At 39.2% G+C, this 21,328-nt stretch carries 16 protein-coding genes; 10 read left to right on the top strand and 6 right to left on the bottom strand.

The features are described 5' to 3' along the window. Window positions 1–252 precede the first annotated feature (252 nt). Window positions 253–1,986: a gliding motility-associated ABC transporter substrate-binding protein GldG gene (gene gldG, locus M23134_RS18565; RefSeq protein WP_002698663.1), complete on the top strand. Its 1,734-nt coding sequence runs from the start codon at window positions 253–255 to the stop codon at window positions 1,984–1,986. Window positions 1,987–2,224: 238 nt separating this feature from the next. Next, complete coding sequence (locus M23134_RS38460) at window positions 2,225–3,097, top strand: thioredoxin family protein (protein ID WP_002698661.1); 873 nt, start codon at window positions 2,225–2,227, stop codon at window positions 3,095–3,097. Window positions 3,098–3,140: 43 nt separating this feature from the next. On the opposite strand, the gene M23134_RS38455 is transcribed toward M23134_RS38460, so the two are convergent. Then, complete coding sequence (locus M23134_RS38455) at window positions 3,141–5,408, bottom strand: leucine-rich repeat domain-containing protein (RefSeq protein ID WP_002698659.1); 2,268 nt, start codon at window positions 5,406–5,408, stop codon at window positions 3,141–3,143. A 58-nt stretch (window positions 5,409–5,466) separates the two neighbouring features. Beyond that, window positions 5,467–7,833 carry a penicillin-binding protein 1C gene (gene pbpC / locus M23134_RS18550; protein ID WP_082226593.1) on the bottom strand — a complete coding sequence of 789 codons (2,367 nt, stop codon included), beginning with the start codon at window positions 7,831–7,833 and terminating at the stop codon, window positions 5,467–5,469. Between the two features lie 439 nt (window positions 7,834–8,272). On the opposite strand from pbpC, the gene M23134_RS18545 reads away from it, so the two are divergent. Next, window positions 8,273–8,779 carry a hypothetical protein gene (locus M23134_RS18545; protein WP_157558541.1) on the top strand — a complete coding sequence of 169 codons (507 nt, stop codon included), beginning with the start codon at window positions 8,273–8,275 and terminating at the stop codon, window positions 8,777–8,779. 120 nt (window positions 8,780–8,899) lie between these two features. Here the strand turns inward: M23134_RS18545 and M23134_RS18540 are convergent, their stop codons facing one another. From M23134_RS18540 to M23134_RS18530, 3 genes are all read right to left on the bottom strand, one after another. After that, a complete protein-coding gene (locus M23134_RS18540; protein ID WP_045113845.1) occupies window positions 8,900–10,102 on the bottom strand; it encodes a Na/Pi symporter in 1,203 nt (400 codons plus the stop codon). A 294-nt stretch (window positions 10,103–10,396) separates the two neighbouring features. Beyond that, window positions 10,397–11,602 (bottom strand): M20 metallopeptidase family protein, encoded by a 1,206-nt coding sequence (locus tag M23134_RS18535; protein ID WP_002698651.1) that lies wholly within the window; start codon window positions 11,600–11,602, stop codon window positions 10,397–10,399. 36 nt (window positions 11,603–11,638) lie between these two features. Then, window positions 11,639–12,847 carry a M20 metallopeptidase family protein gene (locus M23134_RS18530; RefSeq protein WP_002698650.1) on the bottom strand — a complete coding sequence of 403 codons (1,209 nt, stop codon included), beginning with the start codon at window positions 12,845–12,847 and terminating at the stop codon, window positions 11,639–11,641. Window positions 12,848–13,028: 181 nt separating this feature from the next. On the opposite strand from M23134_RS18530, the gene M23134_RS18525 reads away from it, so the two are divergent. The 3 genes from M23134_RS18525 (at window position 13,029) to M23134_RS18515 (ending at window position 15,901) form a co-directional block, all read left to right on the top strand. Beyond that, window positions 13,029–13,802, top strand: coding sequence for a DUF4197 domain-containing protein (locus M23134_RS18525; protein ID WP_002698649.1), 774 nt, complete (start codon window positions 13,029–13,031; stop codon window positions 13,800–13,802). 367 nt (window positions 13,803–14,169) lie between these two features. Next, entirely contained in the window at window positions 14,170–14,898 is a 729-nt protein-coding gene (locus tag M23134_RS18520; protein WP_045113844.1) for a DUF4197 domain-containing protein, read from the top strand. A gap of 109 nt (window positions 14,899–15,007) precedes the next feature. Further along, window positions 15,008–15,901, top strand: coding sequence for a M48 family metalloprotease (locus M23134_RS18515; protein ID WP_157558540.1), 894 nt, complete (start codon window positions 15,008–15,010; stop codon window positions 15,899–15,901). Window positions 15,902–16,114: 213 nt separating this feature from the next. On the opposite strand, the gene M23134_RS18510 is transcribed toward M23134_RS18515, so the two are convergent. Beyond that, the gene (locus tag M23134_RS18510; protein ID WP_002698645.1) at window positions 16,115–16,753 is read right to left on the bottom strand and encodes a macro domain-containing protein; all 639 of its coding nucleotides are present in this window, start codon (window positions 16,751–16,753) and stop codon (window positions 16,115–16,117) included. A 209-nt stretch (window positions 16,754–16,962) separates the two neighbouring features. Here M23134_RS18510 and rpsU point away from each other — a divergent pair, with 209 nt between their 5' ends. From rpsU to M23134_RS18490, 4 genes are all read left to right on the top strand, one after another. Continuing rightward, window positions 16,963–17,160 (top strand): 30S ribosomal protein S21, encoded by a 198-nt coding sequence (rpsU, locus tag M23134_RS18505; protein ID WP_002698643.1) that lies wholly within the window; start codon window positions 16,963–16,965, stop codon window positions 17,158–17,160. Window positions 17,161–17,340: 180 nt separating this feature from the next. Then, window positions 17,341–18,231, top strand: a complete 891-nt coding sequence (locus tag M23134_RS18500) for a tyrosine-type recombinase/integrase (RefSeq protein ID WP_002698641.1) — start codon at window positions 17,341–17,343, stop codon at window positions 18,229–18,231. A gap of 24 nt (window positions 18,232–18,255) precedes the next feature. After that, window positions 18,256–18,558, top strand: coding sequence for a ribosome hibernation-promoting factor, HPF/YfiA family (hpf, locus tag M23134_RS18495; protein ID WP_002698638.1), 303 nt, complete (start codon window positions 18,256–18,258; stop codon window positions 18,556–18,558). Window positions 18,559–18,872: 314 nt separating this feature from the next. Further along, a complete protein-coding gene (locus tag M23134_RS18490; RefSeq protein WP_002698636.1) occupies window positions 18,873–20,549 on the top strand; it encodes a choice-of-anchor Q domain-containing protein in 1,677 nt (558 codons plus the stop codon). Window positions 20,550–21,328 lie beyond the last annotated feature (779 nt).

Genomic DNA, 21,328 nt, shown 5'->3' with positions numbered 1-21,328 from the left:
GTGTAAATACTCATTTAGCGTTGCTAAACTCCGTCTTACACGCCTCGCCTGAAATCAAAAATTAAATTTTTGATTTCAAAGCATAAACCGTAAACATGTTCAATAAGAATACTGTTTGACACAAATTTGTTAAAAAAAAAGGCAGTTTCTTAGGGCAAGATCAAAAAAGATTATATTTGTACAAATACAAAAAAGTGCTTGATCACGTTATCAAAAACACTTTATGTAAAAATCATTGTTTGAGATTATTGTATGCGTTCAAAACATCTAATACAATTTGCTATAGGGTTGGCTGTCATCCTGGTATTGAACCTGGTTGCGGGACAATTTTTCTTCCGCCTGGACCTTACCGAAGAAAAACGGTACACCATTTCGTCTGCCACCAAAAAATTTTTAAAAAACCTACCCGACGAGGTGTCTATCAATGTATACCTTGAAGGCGAACTTCCTCCTGACTACAAACGCTTGCAGACAGCTATTCGTGAAACACTCAATGAGTTTAAGATATATGCAGGCAATAAGCTCAAATACCGTTTTGTAAACCCATTTGATTTTAGCGACCGCAAAAAAGGCAAGGCTTTTCTGGATAGCCTTGCAGTAAAAGGAGTACGCCCTACCTCAGTAGAAGCCAATAAAAAAGATGCCCGTACTGTAAAAGCAGTGTATCCGGGAGCGTTGATTTTTTACAAACAGTATGAAATGGGTACCATCCTGCTCAAAAATATTTATGAACACCGCAACCGCAACGCCGTTGCAGAGCAACAAATGATTAAGCAGTCTATCGAAAATGTAGAATTTAATCTGGTATCGGCAATTCAAAAGATTACAGGCAGTCGCAAAAAACGTATAGGTTTTCTTGAGGGGCACGGCGAGCTAAATCCTTTGCGGGTAGCTGACCTTCAGAGTGCGCTCAAGCTTAAAAACTACCAAATATACCGGGTAAACTTGCCCTACAGCGAGATAATTGACTCTACCCTGGATGCGGTGGTGTTGGCAAAGCCAGACAGTGCTTTTTCGCGGGTAGATAAGTACAAGCTAGACCAATATATTATGAACGGGGGTAAAGCCTTGTTTTTTGTAGATGCCGTGGGGGTACACATGGACAGTGTAATGAGAGGCACTGGCTCTTTTACTTTTCCTTACAAACATAACCTTACCGACTTGTTGTTTAGATACGGGGTACGCCTCAATAGTGACCTCATAATGGATTTACAGAGCAGTTCTATTCCTATGAATATAGGCAATATGGGCAATCGTCCTAACTTCCAACCAGTACGTTGGACTTACCAACCTTTTATCAATCAGTTTGGTAAACACCTGGCGACTAAAAACATAGGAATGGTAGAGCTAAAAATGGCCAGTACTATAGACACTGTAAAAGCAAACGGGATAAAGAAAACGCCTTTATTGCTCACCTCTAAATACTCGAAGACACGAAAAACTCCTGCCTTAATAGTGTACAATGAGGCACAAAAAAAACCTGACCCAAACCAGTATACCCAAAAACACTTGCCTGTAGCGTATATGCTCGAGGGCAGCTTCAAATCTATGTTTGCCGGACAGCCAGTACCTACCAAATACCCCTACCGGGAAAAACACAAAAAACTAAAAAAAGACCAGAGCCAACCTACCCAGGTGTTTGTATGTAGTGATGGGGACTTTATCCGTAATGGCGCCCGTATTAACCCTAAAAAACAAGTAGTTCCTACTCAATTGGGGATAGGTTATATAGGAAAAAACAAGGTATTCTTTGAAAACCGCGACTTTGTGGTCAATGTGATAGAATACATGGTCAATGAGAGTAACCTGATTGAAGCCAAGAACCGAGAAATCACTTTGCGCCCGCTAGACAAGCTAAGAATAGAAGAAGATGGTACTAAATGGCAGTGGTTCAATATGCTGGTGCCCCCTTTGTTGATCGTATTGTTTGGTTTGGTTTGGTTTCAAGTCCGCAAACGAACTTTTGCCCGCACCAAAAAGCATTAATAAAATGTTATTAGCCACTCTTACCTAAACTTTAGGTCTTGAAAGTCTGTTTATCAAATTAATAAAGGCATAGTTTGGCGATAGCCACACTTTTGCACTTCGTATACACGTTTTCTTTTAAATAATCATTATTAAGTAGCCGCAAGCAATCTGCCCCGGTACTTATAATTAATAAAGTGTTAAAAAACCAAAGACTCAAGTGAGGCATTTGGTTGCATATTTTTAATTTTACTCTATTATGAAAAGAACTATTCAAAACTCACTCCTATTAGTCATTGTCTTGGTTACAGTCAGCCAATTGGCTATAGCCCAAGACCCTATTACAGAAGATAAGCAAGGCATTCAGTTTTTTAAAGGCAGTTGGGACGAAGCTTTGGCAAAAGCCAAAAAGACAAAAAAATTACTTTTTATAGATGCTTACGCCACTTGGTGTGGCCCCTGCAAAATGATGGACAAAAATGTATTCACTAAAAAAGAAGTAGGCGATTATTACAACAAAAATTTTATTCCAGTAAAAATTGATGTAGACTCTACGACGGGACGCCCTATTGCGTCTAAATACAAAGTGACTGCCATGCCTACTTACTTGTTTGTAGACGGTGAGGGTAAATTGGTGTACAAAAAACTAGGGTATATGAAACCTACCGAATTTATTGAAGTAGGTAAAAGTGCTCTGGAGATTCCTGCTTTACACGAAAAATTTGCAAAAGGGGATCGTAGTAAGGAGTTTTTGACTAAATACCTGGCTGCTGTAGATAATGCCGAAGCAAGTGTAGCAAAAAATTACTTCAAAAAAGTAACCGATAAAGAGTTGCTGTATGACAAAAATGTGTTCAAAATTATGACGTCTTATACCCGCGACCCTGAGTCTAGAGAGTTTAAGTACTTTCTTGCCCATACTCAAGACTTCAAAGATGAATATGGCAACCGTGCCATTAATGTAGCTGTAGGTATACTAGACAATTTATATGAACAATCGTTTAAGCAAAAAGATACTAAAGCATTGCAGCAACTATTTAGTGTTTTGCGTAAGCTTGATCCGGTAATGCCCAAGACCAAATCAGAAAAAATCATCGAAAAGTTACAAAAACAGTTTGATAAGAAAAAATAAAAAAAAGTGGCTAACTGCACAGTTAGCCACTTTTTTTATGTTCTTACACCAATACGTTGGTGTGCTTTCTAAATAATTTCTGTAGGCTTTTCTTTCCTATGGCTGTAATGGGGTTGTTATTCAAATACAAGGTTCTAAGCCCTATCAACTGGTGCAGGTTTTCGGGCAAAACAGCAATTTGGTTATTTTTCAATGCCAGGTACTGAAGCTCCTGCCACCCCTCTACCTTTATACTTTTCAACTGATTGTCATTGAGCAATAACTTTTTTAGTTTTCGGCACTGCTTCAGACTTTCTGGTAAGTCAGTCAGTACATTCCCCTGCAAATCTAACAAAACCAAATTATTCAAATCTCCCATATCACTGGGCAATACATTGAGCTGGTTGTGTGACAGCACCAACTGGTGCAATTGGCTGCTACGGGTAAAGTTTACAGGCAATGTCTCCAGTTGATTATGTGCAGCAGTCAATATCTTTAAAAAAGGTAATTGATCTAAACCTTTAGACAATTCCTTCAATTGATTATGGTCTACTTTCAACACCCGGAGGTTTTTCAACCGACTAAGTGCTGCAGGTAAAGCCTTCAGCTGGTTATTGTTCAAATAAAGCTCCTGTAGATTTTCTAGTTGGGTAATGCTTGTTGGCAGTTCAGTAAGTTGATTATGACTTAGGTCGAGTGTCACTAAGTGCAGCAAATTACCAATTTCTTCAGGTACCTGAGTCAATTGGTTTTTAGCCAAGTGTAAACTTGCCAGGTGTGTACCCAGTTTCCCTATGGAAGCAGGCAATACTCTTATACAGTTTTCACTCACGTTCAGGTTGCGCAAATTGGTTGCCTTGCCTACATTGGAAGGAATGAAGGCTACTCGATTGTTTCTAATATTTACGCCCTGAAGCTTGGGCAAATCAAACAAAGTTTCGGGTATATGATCAAACTGGTTGTGATTAAGATTGATTACTTCTAAGTTTCGCCACTGTCCAATATTCTTTGGCAGCATACGGAGTTTATTCCTCTTTAACAACAAATACCTGAGGTTTACCAACCTCACCATACTTTCGGGCAGTTGAGTAAGTTGGTTATTGTTGACATACAACATGGTCAAGCAACTAAGTTGTCCCAATTGTTTGGGCAAGCTTGTGAGGTAGTTGTTATTCAAAAACAAGTTGCCCAACGTGCTTATCTCTGCAATACTCTCAGGCAAACTGCCTAGTTGATTATGCTCTACATTGAACGATGTCAAATGAGCAAGTTTACCTATATCAGCAGGCAATGTTTTTATCTGATTGTTTTTAATATGAAGCACTGTAAGCAGCTTACAAGCCGTCATGCTATTGGGCAGTCTATTGAGCAGGTTATTACTTACATCCAACGTTTTTAGCTGGGTAAGCTGCCCTAAGCTATCAGGCAACGCCCTTATTTCATTGTTTGCTACATTTAACTGATCTAAGCTAAAGCATTGCCCCAGTATATTGGGCAAGGTGGTCAATAATGCCCCAGATACCTCCAAATACTTTATGGCTGGCAACTTACCCAAGCTAACGGGCAGTTGAGTCAGCCTGGCCGAAGCAATCCTTAACTCTTCTAAATTTACCAGGTTACTGATATTCTCATCAATATTTGGCAAAGCACAATGGTATACCTGTAGTTTTTTTAAGGAAGTAATGCGTGAAATCACTTTTGGAAACTCATCTATCGAGCAGTTATTCAAGTAGAGCGTTTCCAAGTACTTTAGTTGATCAAGCTGATCGGGTAAGTAGAGCTTTACACTTTTATTAATGGTCAGTTCTTTAAGATTGGTAAATACCGTCAACCCATCCAACGAATGAGCATATACACTATGATGGTATTGATTGTATAACCTTAGGTAAACACAGTTCTGAAAAGAGGGGATATTTTGAGGGGCTAAGTTGTGCTCTAAACAAAAGTTAGCGTATTCTATCAGTTTTACGGGAGAGGGTTCAGGGACAGCATTGCCCAGCAGCAGTTCAATGCATAGTTGTAGGTTAAGAGGGATTGTTTGATGAAAAGTAGTGAGCATAGTTAGCTCGTGATTGGCGCTGGCATGTTGGAAACGAATTTGAAAGTGAAGGTTTTTCTCTACTTTCTTGGCTGGCATCTTATTCACAATCAACCGCCACAATTCCTGAGTCAGGGTTTTATCATAAGCATTGCTCAAGCGGATATACAATAAAACCGCCCACAAATCTTCGTCTAGAGTATAAGAGTAGAGCAAATGAACAGCCAGTAACACATTGGCAGGGTCATCGCTCAACAAAAGCTTTTGCAGATTCTTCTTTTCTTGTGCATCCATTGCTGATCATAGTTATACAGTCACATTTACCCTCTTTTCAATAATAAAGCCACTAAAGCTACTCATACAAAACCCTGATACCAATACTGGAACTTTTGCCCTGATCGTCGCTGCATGATACCTTGATCATACCACGTGTAGGTTTAAAAAACACCTTATCGTTGGGGCTTGCTGCCTTATAAAACTGATCGTTGATATACCAATATACAGTTTTTACCTCATTGTGAGCTATACAAGTCAGCATTAGCTCAGGGGGATCATCACGATCTACAATATACTCTTTATTTGTCGACAAAGAGTTAATGACTGGCGCAGGATGTTCAAACACCCTGGTACACCTTGGGTTATGCGGGGGTATTTTGCGGTAAGCAATGCCTTCCATATTATAAAAAGCCACCATTTCAGGGGCAAGATTTGGATAAAGCACCGTTTTAAATTTACCTTCGGTTCGGCACGTCACACAGTAAGACTCTTTACCATCGATCGATACAAAAACCTTTTTCAAATGGTCACACTTTTGCGTAGGAGACACCAATGGCAGGTAATAGTCTATGACTTGACTTTCGCAAAAACTGTTAGGTGGTAAACCTGTTTCGGCACATACCCAACGAACCTTTAAGTCTTTGGGGGCTTTAAACCATTCCTTTTTAGAGTTATAGTCAATAGCGTTGAACACTTGAAACAATAAAGGGGTAGCCACCTCTGCTCCTACCAGGCTTTTGACTCCATTGCCCGAAAAGTTACCCACCCATACACCTACGGTGTATGCGGCATTATAACCTATACTCCAGGCGTCGCGCCGCCCATAAGAGGTGCCTGTTTTCCAGGCTACTTTCGGAATACGAATAGTGTTTTCAAACGATGAAGGCAGGTCAGGACGATTGGCTTTGGTCAGGTTTTCGGTAATTACATAGGCTGCTGCAGAGCTAATCAACTTTCGGTTGGTGGTAATTGTATCACTTTTGAGATAACATAAGTTGGTATAACGCCCACCATTGCTATATACCGAAAACAAGTTGGTGAGTTCTTCCAACGTAACCCCACATCCCCCTAAAATCATAGAGTACCCCAGCTTTTTCTCGTCTTTTACCACTTGTTCAAACCTCGCCTCACGTAGCTTATTGATAAAATAATGTACCCCTATCATTTTAAGGGCTTTTACAGCCGGAATATTGAGCGAGTTTGCCAAAGAAGTTTCTATATTGACTATCCCATTAAATTTTTTGTAAAAATTTTCGGGGCTGTATCCATTCAAGTTGATGGGTACATCGGCCACTGTAGACTTAGGGGTGAGCTTGCCCTGATCAAAACCCAAGGCATACACCAAGGGCTTAAGGGTACTCCCTGGCGAACGTACAGCTTTTACTCCGTCTACCTGCCCCGCATGTTTTTTATCATAAAAAAACGGGGAACCTAAATAAGCTTCTACTTGCTTGGTGTGGTTGTTTATTACCAACACCGAGGCATTGTAAATACCCTTTACCTTAAGGCGACGTACATAGTTTGCTACCAGTTGTTGTATTTTATCTTGTTTAGATTTGTCAATAGTAGTTCGAATGATCGATTCAGTAGAATAACGACTACGTAAGCGATACGCCAAGTGTTGGGCTTCGTGTGGGGCTTCGCTTCTTGTAGCCTGAAGTTGCTCTTCCAGTGCTGCTTTGATAAACCTTGGCTCATAGATATTGGCCTTGCCAAAACGCTTAAGCCATTTGTTGCGGGCTTTGACTATAGCTTCGTTGGTGCGCCCTATTACCCAAGAGGTAGGGCGGTTAGGTATAATCGCCAAGGCAGTGATTTGGGCAAGGCTCAATTGGTGGGGCATTCGTCCAAAATACAACAAAGAGGCCGCTTTTACTCCTTCTATATTGCCCCCATAAGGCACCAGATTGAGGTATATTTGCAATATTTCATCTTTTGAATATTTCCACTCCAACTGAAGCGCCCGGAACATCTCAATCACTTTGTTGGCATACGTACGCTTTTTGGGCGAGAGCAACCGGGCTACCTGCATTGTAATGGTAGACGCTCCCGATGTTTTGTGTCCTTGTAATATGTTATTAAACAACGCCCTGCTTATAGCGATGGGGTTTACCCCCCAATGGTTATAAAAATATTTATCTTCTTTGTATACGATGGCTTTTTTGAGTTTAGGAATAATTTCATCAAGCTCAGTTTTCATCCGCCACTTATCGTCAGAGGTTAAAAACGCATGCAATACCTGATCGTTTTTTGCCAGCATCAATTGAGAGTACTCTATCTTTACACGCAAAGGGAATATCCAATGTAGAATAAAAAACAACACAATTGCTCCAATTGTCCCAAGTAATGGCAGCCTTATCAGGCGATACCTCCAGCAACGCTTAATAAGTTTTATCAGACGAAATGACCTATTTGTGTGGTTTTCACCAGAGTTTTTTATCATTTTTTTGTAAAAAATAGCATTTGTGTAATTAAAAACGGCTTTATTTTTTTCTTACCCAAACAAACGACGGACTGTAGGGCTACAGTATGTACCCAAGCAAGGGTTAAAAAACAAGTAAACCACTATATATCAAACACTTAATAAAAAGAAGAGGTTTCAAAAAGCTTTTGTATTTTTTTTACCCGGCCAGTAATTTATTTTGTTTTTTCAAGCTTCAGATTCAAGGTAAATAAACACATCAAATTTTGAAAAGCATTTTTTTAGTGCAAATTCTTACTTGCCTTTCGAGACAACAATAAAACAAAATTTCCTGCTTTCTATTTAAACCCATAACTTTGTAATGTTCCTTGAAGGAAAAATGTACATTCAAAAGGAAAATATTCAACCAAGCATTGATCAAACGGAAATTATACGAGCTCACAAAAATGATGGCCTAAAAATGATAGAAAAAAATAATACCAAGTCGTATTGGATTACCTGTATAACATTGTTACTGGCAGGCAATTTTTACTCAATACAAGCACAAAATAAAGCAAGAAAGTATCAGTCGGCTTATAACCGAAGTTATCAGGAATTTGATACAGTACAAGACTATCAGGGGCAAACCCACTTTGTACTCCATTTGTTGGTAAGCCTTGATAAAACCACTACTCAGGTAATACTAAGCCAGAGTATAGATGGAAAAAAATGGGAAAATATAAAAACCCAGCGTATTCAGAAAGGATATAAAGCATCTTTGCAAAATGTACCACTCACTTTTGAGTTAAGTACCACCAAAGAATTGCTAAAAAATATAAATAAACAGGTGTATTTCAGGGTAACTCCTTCCAACCAAAAAGGCGAAAAATCTCAAGCCTGCGGAGTTGCTCAAATAAGTAAACAAAAGTTATTAAAGCTACAGGAAGACGCCAACGCGGCGAATCACTTAGCGAAAAGACACAAATAGTGTGGATTTGATTTGTTTTTTTAAGTTTAGAGATTGTTTAATTTTTGATTGATTCATTGTGGGGATGTACATTGTACATCCCTACTCTATTTTATACCCCTCTCACTTTCTCCTTACAAGTTATTTTATATTCTCCGTTGACTTCCCTTCTTTTTTTTGTACCTCTTTTGCCTTTATTATAGCAGGTGTTTTTGGTGGTTTTTTTTGCTTGATAACAGGTTTTTGTGAGAAGAAAATCAGAAAAAAGGGTATGATAAAGAAGGTAAGAATAATGTAAGCAAAACCATACAAACGATTACGCAAAGTAGCATTACCCAAACGTCGGGCAAACCACAAGGGTATATTGCGCAATGGAGTAGCTGGAAAAAACAACAAGACCCCAATAATGTTGAACAAAATATGGGTAAAAGCAATACTTAGGGCTGTTTCAGATTTAGAAAAAGCCGCCACCAATGCTGTAAAGGTTGTCCCCAAATTAGCTCCCATAATAAAAGGAAATACCCTTCTTAACGATAGCTTATTAGTAGCTACCATAGGCACAATCAAAGTAGACACCACTGAGCTAGACTGCATAATACCGGTGATGACAGTACCTGACAATAATGCTTTGAATGGATGCCCAAACAGACTTTGCTCCAATACATTAGAAGTTTGCTTTTCCCATTTAGGTTTCAGCAAATAAGAAATCGTGCGTATTGCTACAAACAATAATACTGAGCCTGTGATAAGCGTAATAAAACTATTGTTGCCAAGAAAACTATTGATACTTTGGGTGATGGGGGTAAACAGACGCCCCAACGGATTTGGAATGTGATGATGGTCGCCAGGAACTCCTCCTTGAATAGCCGCTGATAAAGTACGGGCAAGCGATGACAACACCCCAAAATAATACTCAAGAGGAAAAAGTATGAGGGTAGTAAAAATATTGAAAAAATCGTGTAATGTTGCCGCAGCGATTGCTTTTCGAAACTCTTTTCGCTGACTTACATGGCTTACCGATGCCAGGGTACTGGTTACTGTTGTTCCAATGTTTGCCCCCATGACAATAAACACGGCACTTTCCAGGCTCAAAGTATTTGCCGCTACTGCTACTACAGTTAATGAGGTAATGGTAGAACTACTTTGGATAATAGCTGTTGCCAATAACCCAATAAACAAGTTGATAAAAGGGTTGGAAGTAGCCACAATGATTTGCTCTACATAACGCTGCCCCAACAAATCAAACGCCAATATTAATAGTTGCAAAGCCAGCAAGAAAGTAAAAATAAGCCCTAGCAATTGCACTATTAAAACACCTGACTTCTCTTGGTTAATTCGACCCATACTTGTTCTTACTACAGTAATGTTTAACTTGCATTGCAGGACATTCCCCTGTTTTGCAATACCAGATAATCTATGCTGCTTTTTTTGAGTAGCATTTTGAAGCTGCAAAATTATGCAAAAAAGTAATGACTCGGTAAATTATTGTGTGAAGATAAATGTTACTTTTTGTAAGCGCTTGCTTTAAAGTCGTTATTTGTTCCTTGCCTAACACTTTACATAAAAGTATTACAAGCCTTTGAACTCATTCCCCTGACAAACTCTTCATATTTGTCAGGGGATACAATTCTTTTTTAATTAACCTTTCAATTCATTGAGCGCCAACCAACTCATTAGCCCTGCTCCTATTTCCAGCGCATCTTCGTCAATATCAAAGGTAGGTGTATGTACTGACGAGACTATCCCCTTAGATTCATTACGCGTACCCAAACGATAAAAACAAGCGTCTACTTCTTGTGAGTAATAAGCAAAATCTTCAGCTGCCATCCATAAATCAAGGTTCACTACATTCTCTTTGCCCATATATGTTTCGGCTGCCTGACGCATACGTTGGGTAAGCGCAGGGTGGTTTTTGAGGTGTGGGTAACCTACATGAATGTCAAAATCACAAGTAGCCCCCATTGCCTCAGCAATGCCTTCACCCATTTTTTTCATGCGTTTATGTGCTTCTGTCCGCCAAGCTTCATCATAAGTTCTAAAAGTTCCTGCTATCTTTACCACATCAGGTATTATATTGGTAGCTCCCTTGGCTTCTACCTTTCCAAACGAAAGTACAGAAGGCGTTTTAGGATCACAGTTGCGACTAATAATTTGCTGTAAAGCCACCATTATATGCGAACTGATCAACACTGGATCTATAATTTTCTCAGGCATTGCTCCATGCCCACCTTTCCCTTTTACAGTAATGTAAATTTCATCGGCACTTGCCATATATAACCCCTCTCTGAAACCAATGGTACCCACTGGCAAAAATGGCATCACGTGTTGGCCTATGATGCTTTTAGGTGCTGGTGTATGCTTCAAAGCCTTGAGTACTCCGTCTTTGATCATTAAAGATGCTCCACCAGGGATTTTTTCTTCTCCCGGCTGAAAAATCAGTTTCAATGTTCCCTCAAAACTATCTGTCATCTCGCTCAAAATACGTGCAGTGCCCAACAAAGACGAGGTGTGTACGTCATGCCCACAGGCATGCATTACCCCCTCATTGGTAGACTTGTAAGGAACATCATTTGCTTCTGTAATAGGCAAAGCGTCCATATCGGCCCGCAAAGCTACCGTTTTACTTTCAGGGTTTTTGCCTTCTATCAATACAGTAAGCCCAGTATTCGCCACTTTCTCTTGTGGGGTAAGCCCAAACGATTTCAGGCGATTGGCCACATATTCTGCGGTTTTGTATTCTTCAAAAGAAAGTTCTGGATTGGCATGAATATGCCTACGGTCAGTCAGAATATCTTCTGCATATTTTTTAGCCAGTTCTTTTACTATAGGTTTTAACTCTTCCATGACGGTTTCTCTGTATTTGAATGTTCTGTGTTTATTTTATAATTGTTTCAACTCGCACAACCCCATCCATGTCATCAACCCTACCCCAATCTCCACCGCATCTTCATCTATGTCAAAATGGGGTGTATGCAAACCAGCCGTAATATTTTTAGCCTCGTTTTTCACACCCAGGGTATAAAAACAAGCATCTATATGATGAGAGTAAAAAGCAAAGTCTTCGCTTCCCATCATCACATTGGGTAACACCAACACATTATTTTGCCCCAAAAACTCTTGGGCATACAACATAGATCGTTCTGTAAAATCAATGGCATTATTTAGATAAGGATAACCCACCTCTATCTCTATCTCACAATCTCCTCCCATTCCTTGTGCAGTGGCTTTCGCCAAACGAACGATATTTTCATGGGCTTTTTTTCTCCACTCTTCGTCAAACGTTCTGAATGTACCTTCTATTTTCACCTCTGCCGGGATAATATTTGTAGAGCCCTCTCCTACAATTTTGCCAAAAGACAGCACAGCTGGAATGTGAGGCGGAATATTTCTACTAACCACTTGCTGCAAACTCACTACAATCTGTGAAGCAATCAATACTGTATCTATTACTTCATGAGGAGTACCTGCATGCCCTCCGGCTCCCTTTACAGTAATGTATATATCGTCGCAACTTGCCAGTACAGGTCCAGGCTTAAATCCTACTTTGCCTACCTCTATAAAGGGGGCTACATGCTGGGCGTATATACTGCGTGGAGCAACCTTATGTAAGTTTGCCTTAAGCACATTTTCTTTAATCATCAAAGAAGCTCCTCCTGGGCTCACCTCTTCGCCTGGTTGAAATATAAGTTTGAAAGTTCCTTCGAAATGTTCCCTTAAATCATTTAAAATTCTTGCCGTACCCAACAATGACGATGTATGCACATCGTGTCCGCAAGCGTGCATTATGCCCTTATTGGTCGATCTATAAGGTACATCATTCAGTTCCATAATAGGCAGGGCGTCCATGTCTGCACGCAAAGCTACTATTTTGCTTTCAGGCTTTTTGCCCTCAATCAAGGCAGTCAATCCTGTACCAGCAATATTTTCAGTGGGTGTAATCCCTATGGCCTTTAGTTTGTTCGCTACAAATTTAGCAGTGTTGTGTTCCTGAAAGGATAACTCAGGGTGGGCATGTAAATGCCTTCGATCACTCAGTACTTCGTTTGAATACTTTTGCGCAAGTTCTTTAACTTTGTCCTTTAAGTTCATAACAACACTATTATTTTAATACAAAGATAGAGTTTGTTTCAATAAAGCTTCGTTTTTTCTGATAATCTCATGACCTATGTATAGTAAATTCAATATGTAAGGAGGTTGGATACTTCATTGAATAATTTTAACTTACCCCACATTTATTTGTTCAAGATATTAAAATCTAACTCCTGATAAAATGAAAACTTTACGTCAATACTTCTGGGGATTAATTCTATTAATTCCTTTTGTACAAGGGTGTGATACATTGACCAATGTAGCCAATACAATCAATAAAAGTGGGGCTATAGCCAAACCTCTGACTGAGGGGCAAATTGCTTCAGGTTTGAAGGAGGCGCTGAGCGTAGGTATTAGTAATGGAGTAAAACAGCTAATGCAAAAAGACGGATACTTTGGTAGTAGCATACTAAAAATACTCTTACCAAAAGAAGTAAAAGAAGCTCAAAACCTGATTACGAAGCATGTGCCCAACGGACAGAACTTATTAGATAACCTGGTACTTAAAATGAACCGGGCTGCTGAAGATGCCGCTAACGAGGCTACCCCTATTTTTAAAGATGCAATTACTGGTATGAGTATCAATGATGCCAAGGGTATTTTGTTTGGCAGTGATAGTGCTGCTACTTCTTACTTGAAAGGTAAAACCCAAGCCAGGTTAACTTCTGCTTATGCACCTAAAATTAACAGTTCACTGGGGAAAGTAGGGGCTACCCAAGCCTGGAAAGCACTTGCTGACCCGTACAACAAGTTTGCAAACTCTACTGTAGGTAGGTTTATTAAAGGGGTGAAGCCTATCAATGCCGACTTAGGTAGCTACGTTACAAATAAAGCACTTTCTGGTTTATTTTATAAAGTAAAGCAAGAAGAAGGTAAGATTAGGGATAATCCGGTAGCACGTGTGACAAGTTTGCTACAGCGGGTATTTGGAGAACTAGACAAAAAAAAGAATTAAACACCAGACGCTCTTCACTAAGGAATGACGAGAAATTAAATTGCTATTCTTGAGGTAGAGGTTTTGTTTTGAGACGAGGCTATTTTTTTTGCCCATAGCAGTGCTACGGGCAAAAAAAATAACGAAGTATCAAGGCGAAAAATCACCTCTCAGAGTGTAAATTTATTTTTGAACAATTCCTAAGAGAGACAAAAAGCCAGGGTTTACTGAGGTAAATTCTGGCTTTTTGTATATAGTACCCATTGCTTATCCGATGTTTTCACGGCATTGTTCTAAAAACAACCAACCTCTCTTTGACGCATTCGTTAACAACAATATTATAAACTTTGAAGATTCCTCATTTTCCTTTATAAAGATAGTACAACTCATGAAAAAGATTTTCACATTTATTTTTCTTCTTGGACTTGCCCCCTTATTTAGCTCCTGTGATATGCTACAAAAAGCTGCCGAACCAGGAGTTTCAGATGATGATATTGCCCTTGGATTAAAATCTGCCTTAGATGTGGGCATTGGAAACGGGGTACAAGAGCTAATTAAAACTGATGGGTATTTTGCCAACCAAGCAATCAAAATCTTATTACCAGATGAGGTTCAAAATGCTACTAGTTTTATAAAAACGGCGGTTCCTGGCTCTGAAACTTTGCTTACCGAAGTAGTGCTTAAAATGAATAGAGCAGCTGAGGATGCCGCCAACGAAGCCGCCCCTATATTCAAAGACGCCATTACTGGTATGACCTTTACTGATGCTCGTAACATCTTATTTGGCACCGACAATGCCGCCACCAGTTTTCTAAAAACAGGCACCTTTACTCAACTACAAGGTCTATACGCACCAAAAATCAACAATTCACTTAGCAAAGTAGGACTGACCCAACTATGGGCACAAATTGCCACTCCTTATAACCAATACGCCAGTAACCCTCTGGTACAAGTACTAGGGGCTAAGCCTATCCCTGCCGACTTGGGCACTTATGTTACAGGAAAAGCCTTGGACGGTTTATTTTTTAAAGTAGAAGGAGAAGAAGTAAAAATACGCAAAAATGTAACGGCAAGGGTCAATGACTTGCTCCAGAGAGTATTTGGTTTGTTAGACTAAGTACCTCTCAGGTAAAAATATTAGAAGGAGTGTTGGTAGAATGGCGTTGCTATAAACTACTACACTCCTTTTGTCGTTTATTCACCACTATACATAACCATTGATACTTATGAAAAAACAGATTCTTTTGTCACTACTCATCCTTATGCCTTGGTTAAGCCAGGCACAATACAACCATTGTGGTATACTCATTCCTTCTCAAAAATCTATCAACAAAGTTAAAGACAAACCATCCTCGATTAACAGTTTTATTTCGATAGATGAGGCAGCCAACTACATCAAACGTATTGTAAAACAAGTACCCGATTGGCAGCAAAATTTTGTATTGCAAGAACGCAATGGAATTAATAATGCGTATGCACACATACAAAACGGCAAACGGTTTATTACTTATGATAACCTGTTTGTAGAGGCGCTGGATTATCAAACAGGCACAAAGTGGGCTTCTGTAAGTGTGCTGGCACATGAAGTAGGGCACCACTATTTCGACCATGTACTTGACCGGGAAGGCAGTACCCATTCTAAAGAGCTGGAAGCGGATTATTTTTCGGGCTATGTACTAGCCAAGATGGGAGCAAGTATCGCCCAGGCAAAAGCAGCTATGGCAAAACTTGCCAACCCTTATGGCTCACACTCTCACCCTCCACGCAACCAACGTTTAACTGCTATAGAAAAGGGCTACAACACAGTAAAGCCACGCAAAAAAAGTAATCCATACAGTGGTAATTTTTATACTCAACAAAATGATGTACGCTATGTAAATGTACAGCCCAGGTCAAACAAATTGGTGCAAGCCACTTGGTTTTTTAACAATGGACAAAAGGTAAGCGAAAACCTGCACTATTCGCGCACTACCTCAAGAGGCGCCAGGGTGTATTACAACAATTACATGCAAAATACCCGACGGGTTGAATTATATTTTTTTAGAGATGGGCGAATACGTGAAAAAGACATTGATCTAAAAAAACGCCGCTATGCCTGGTACAACTTTAGCCGCCATTAATTGAGTCAAAGCCAAATTTAGGGATATATTTATGGAATGGTGTTGCTCTGATTCGTTGCGAAAAACTCAGGTAGCTCACAAAATTCAAAAAGCGAATGATGCTCATTTTTAGCGCCTTGAACTATTCTACTATTTCAATAAATTTTATTCCCACTTCAACCCTTGAGTCAGTCCTAACATTGCCGTATGCTGTAATACGGCAATATTTTTTTATTAATCTCGCTGTAAATCTCTGAAGCTTTGACCATACAAAGCCTGATGTCGCTGACTTGCCTCTACCCAACTTTCAGGAAACTGCCCCCTATCAAAGCATACTTCTTCAATGGCTTGTCTTACTTGAGCAGAACAAGTACTAAAACTCACTTGCCCTACTCCTGTACCCAATCCGGGAAACGCCATCCTTTTGACTACATCAGCAATCGGTTGTCCATCAGGAAAACTACCATTCAATATTAACAACAATACAGCTCTGGCTGCAAGGTAAGGGTTTACTGAATTGTTGAGTACCATAGGCACCCGCATGGTAGGGGCAGCAATCAAATAAGGAATTTGTTGATTTTGAGTGGGCGCAATAGCTGCGCTGCCTACCAACAGCTCTCCATGGTGTTTCTCTCGAATCAATTGCTGCAAACGCTCCTGTAACTGTTCTCCAAAATATCGGGTATACAATGCATCTATCCCTCCATCCATAAACCCAAAACTATTGGCAGGGCTCACTACAGCCTCACAGTTGACATTAAGAATAGAACCTTGCACTATTTCTACGTTTTTCAAATCACCACATATTTGCTCCCAGGCATACGCCAAACCAGGCTCTACTGACGTTAAAATTATCGTTGGAGGTGTTTTCATGACGCTGCTTATTTAAGTAATGATTAATTTTCCAAGGCTCAATATCTCCAAAACAGTTTATAAATGACGTTTTTTTATAAAAAAAACGAATCTCTTGTAATTTAGCCCACATAATACTGAAAGACTATTGAGGAATAAATAGTTTTTTTATATCTTTGCGCCTCTATTTTGGAGATTCACCCAAAACAACCATTTTATATAATTTTAGTATGATTATTATCAACGTTAAAGAAAACGAATCTATCGACAAGGCGTTAAAACGCTTTAAAAAGAAATTTGAGCGCACAGGCGTTCTTAAAGAAATCAGAAAACGCAGCTATTTTGAAAAAGGTTCTGTGGCTCGTCGCAACGAAGTTTTGCGTGCTCGTTACCGTCAACACATGGCTGATAAGGAAAATAATTCTTAGTAATTTCCTTGCTAGTCTAAAATTTTATTGTTATGTTTATGTTAAGTCACCTACATTGTTCCTAATGTGATATTTTTGGGATAATGTAGGTTTTTCTTAACTAATTTCCGAAAGGGGTTTATGACCTATACTTAGTAATAGGGTCATCGAAAGATTTCGCAGGGATAACAATAGATTTGTATGATAAAATCCTTTTTGAAGCATATATTAGCTAAAAGATATAGCCAAAACACTATTACTTCTTACAATCACGATCTCCAGCAATTTTCTACCTATCTTCAGGAAATACACCGGCTAGAAGAGCCTGAACACGCCGATCATAACATGATTAGATCATGGGTGCTGCAACTTACTGAAGAGAAAGCCAACGTCACCTCTATCAATAGAAAAATTGCCACCCTCAAATCATTTTACAAATACTTACAAAATCAAGGATTTATTAAGAAAAATCCTGCACAACGCCTCAAACCAATGAAAGTGCCCAAAAAAGCACCTATTTTTGTGGAAGAGGAAAAAATGCTGCAGTTACTCAATACAGTACAATACCCCGCAGGTATTGAAGGTTTGCGAGACAAGTTTACTATAGAAATACTCTATGGCACAGGTATGCGTCTTTCTGAGCTGATTAACCTGCAAATTCAACATGTTGACTTTCAAAAATTAAGGATTAGAATACCAGAAAAAAATAATCTAAAAAAAGAGAAAGAGAGAAACATTTCTGTAGCCAAACCGTTGCTTGACCTTTTACAGCAATATGAAAAAAGTAAGCAACAAACTTATGGCAAACTAGTACATAACCACGTATTGGTTACAGATGAGGGCAAGCCTGCTTACCCTATGTTAATTTATCGTACTGTAAAAAAGTATCTTCAGCTGATTACTGATCAGGAAAAAAAGAGTCCACATGTACTGAGGCACTCTTTTGCTACGCATCTGCTAAACAAAGGGGCTGATTTACATGAAGTAAAGGATATGCTTGGACATACTACATTAAGTACTACTCAGGCATACTCCCATAATTCGCTTGATCAAATTAAAGAAATATTTAATCAAGCACACCCTAAAGCATAGGTTTAACAATTAAACAAATAGCTTATGAAACTACAATTTCATTCCGTACATTTCAATGCGGACCCCAAGCTCACAGAATTTATAGAGCAAAAAGCCAACAAACTGGAAACTTTTTACGACCGAATTATAGACGGTGAAGTATTTCTTCGACTGGAAAAAAATGAACACCGTTATGATAATAAAGTAATAGAGATAAAACTGAATATTCCCGGAACTATTCTATTTACCAAAGAACACGCTACTTCATTCGAAGCAGCTACCGATCAGGCAGTTGAAAGCCTTAGAAGACAGTTGAAAAAACACAAAGAGAAAAAACTCAACTATTAATCGGTATAAAATTTTATCAAGAAACCCGTTTTTATCAAACGGGTTTTTTTGTTGCCCCTCCCCTACCTGAGTCATTCTACTAAAGTACCCATAAACAGACTATTCCAAAACCCTTACCTCGTCTTAATATCATGCATCATCTCCAATGATTAAGCATCGTTTAGCCTCCTAAAAGTTCGTAAATCCATAAATGAATCGTAAATTCACATTTATATCTACTCACAGTCAGCTTCCACTATATTTTACTCACAACCCTAGGTTTCATGTATTACTGCAAAGCTTCAAAGTATCTATTACTGATCATAACTTTATCTATGATCAACTACAGCACTTCGCGAGGTCAAAACTGTGGCTGTACCCTTACTTTTAAAACCAACAATCCAAGAGGAATAAATATTCTTGATGGACGCAAGGCGCCTTATAACCGACTACACACAGGGGGCACCTTATGTATTCCATCGGGTAACTATCAAGAGTTGAGGTTTGTAAACTTCAGGGGAAGTAAAGGTAAACCTATTACTATCAAAAACTGTGGGGGAAAAGTAACTACCAACAACGGTATTACAGTATTAAGCAGTCGTTACCTTAAGATTTCGGGAGCTGGACACTTTTCGGTAAAATATGGGATAAAAATCAACCGGGCTAAAGGCACAGGACTAGATATCAAGGGCTTATCGTCGGATGTAGAGGTAGAAAATGTAGAGGTGCAAAATACCGGATTTGCCGGCATTATGGCAAAAACAGACCCTCAATGTAACAAACCTAAAACCTGGCGTAAGAACTTTACCTTTTATAACCTAAAGATACACGATTGTTATATTCATGACACCCACGGTGAAGGGATGTATATAGGGTATACCGGAGGGTATGAAAAATCTAACCGTCGTTGTGGAGGACGTCAAATATTTGGGCATTTGTTTAAATCAGTACGCATTTATGATAATATCATTGTACGCACAGGTTGGGATGGTTTTCAGTTAAATCTTGCAGTACAAGATGTAAGGGTCTATCGTAACACAGTGATAGGGTATGGTACACAAAAGAGAGCCCATCAAAACTTTGGCTGGTCGATAGGTGGTGGTACTAAGGGAAGGTTTTACTCGAACTTTATTTATCAGCTCAACTCTTTTAAAAGCCAGGCACGTAACCCTTACCAACTCAAAGGTTCAGGAATTCAAATTATTTCTAACGGAGATACTTTCTTTTACAACAATGTGATTGTAAACTCTGAACGCCACGCTATTTTCATTCATAATCGTTTGTCTCGTCGAATGCTCAATTTTAAGGAAGGCTACTACTTCCTGAACAATACCTTGGTAGGGGCACGTTTGTCAAGTATATTTTATAATTCGGCATCTACTAACCAAAAAGACGAAAAGCTCAACTGGAAACGAATATTTTTCAATAACTTAGTTGTTGCCCCACGTGCTGCCCACCATAAAACCCGTACCTGGAAAGGAATGAACGAAAATTACATAGATTTCAACAGTAAGGCTATGCGAGACAATGCCAAAGCCAGCATACAAAAAAATGTATTGATAGCAAGTGCTCAACAAGCAAGATTTGCCAGTGCTAACAACCTGGTCATTGACGCCAACAATTACCGTTTGACAAAGGGTGCTCAGGGTATTAATGCTGGGCGTGGCAATACTCGTAGCTTTGGGTTTAGTACTGACTTTAATGGGGTAAGTCGAGGTACAGGGGGAAAACCTGATGCAGGGGCGTTTGAGTACAGCGGACGCAACCAGGCAAAAGTGTTCATTTTTGCCAACAAAGCAGGAAATAGAGTAAGCTTTAAATGTAATTTTAAGTTATCAGGCAAAGGGTTTATTAAGATAGAAAGAATAGGTGGACAGCAAGTACACCAGTTGTTCAGTGGTTATTTAAGGGCTGGGCAACGTGTTTTTAATTGGAATAATGCCCGCCGGGGATTTTATAGAATTAATGTTACAATAGGAAACTATAATACGAGTAAATTTATTATGATCTAATGTTACACAACTTCCTTGGGGTGTATGCATTACAACTGTTGGGGTACTCTACCCAGCTTTTAACTTCGTTGAGCTCAACACAGTAAAATGTAGCTTCGGTTTTTAAAAAAGTACCGTCCTCGCCTCGGTTGTGTGTTTTCACCATAGCCGTCAGGCTACTATTTTTTTCACTCCGTAAAACATCTTTCAGTGACCAAGTTTTGGCGATTCGATCAGCGCGTGGGGACACTGGCTGAGGCGGTGACGGTATTTTTGAGTGAATTTTCTACATTTTTTATTATACTTCTCTTAACCTGACGGCTATGGTGTTTTCACCAACCGATCGAAACTCTAAAATAAGTCGTTTTTTAGGCTTGTGGATGGTTTGATTTAGCTTTGCTGAGCACCGATATTTATCGGCATCTAAGGACTCGTAAACTCGGTTGTGGAGACACAAATCAGGGTGAAAAATAGTAGGGTAGAGTACTGTTGGGGTTCTACTGTTTAGGGGGGTAGCTTTAATACGCTATAAAAATTTGCTTCATTTACTTTTTATACAATCAGGTTGAGAGACGGTTTAAAAGTAAGCCTGGCACCCTACCCCAATAATAGGGCTTATCAATATAAAGTTGATGAACTAACCTTTCTAATTATTTGCTTTCATACACAACCGGACACACACCTTACCTCTATTTTCATCGTCAAAAAACGATTTAAGTAGTCATATATCACAACCAACACTCCTCGTAATACACTCTGCCATAAAAAAGCACATCTCTAAGTATTTAGGAGTGTTTTTA

Origin of the sequence: Microscilla marina ATCC 23134 (assembly GCF_000169175.1) — a bacterium.
Lineage (GTDB): Bacteria > Bacteroidota > Bacteroidia > Cytophagales > Microscillaceae > Microscilla > Microscilla marina.
Note: the sequence above shows the minus strand (reverse complement) of the source record. Positions and strands in the feature narration are given on the sequence as shown.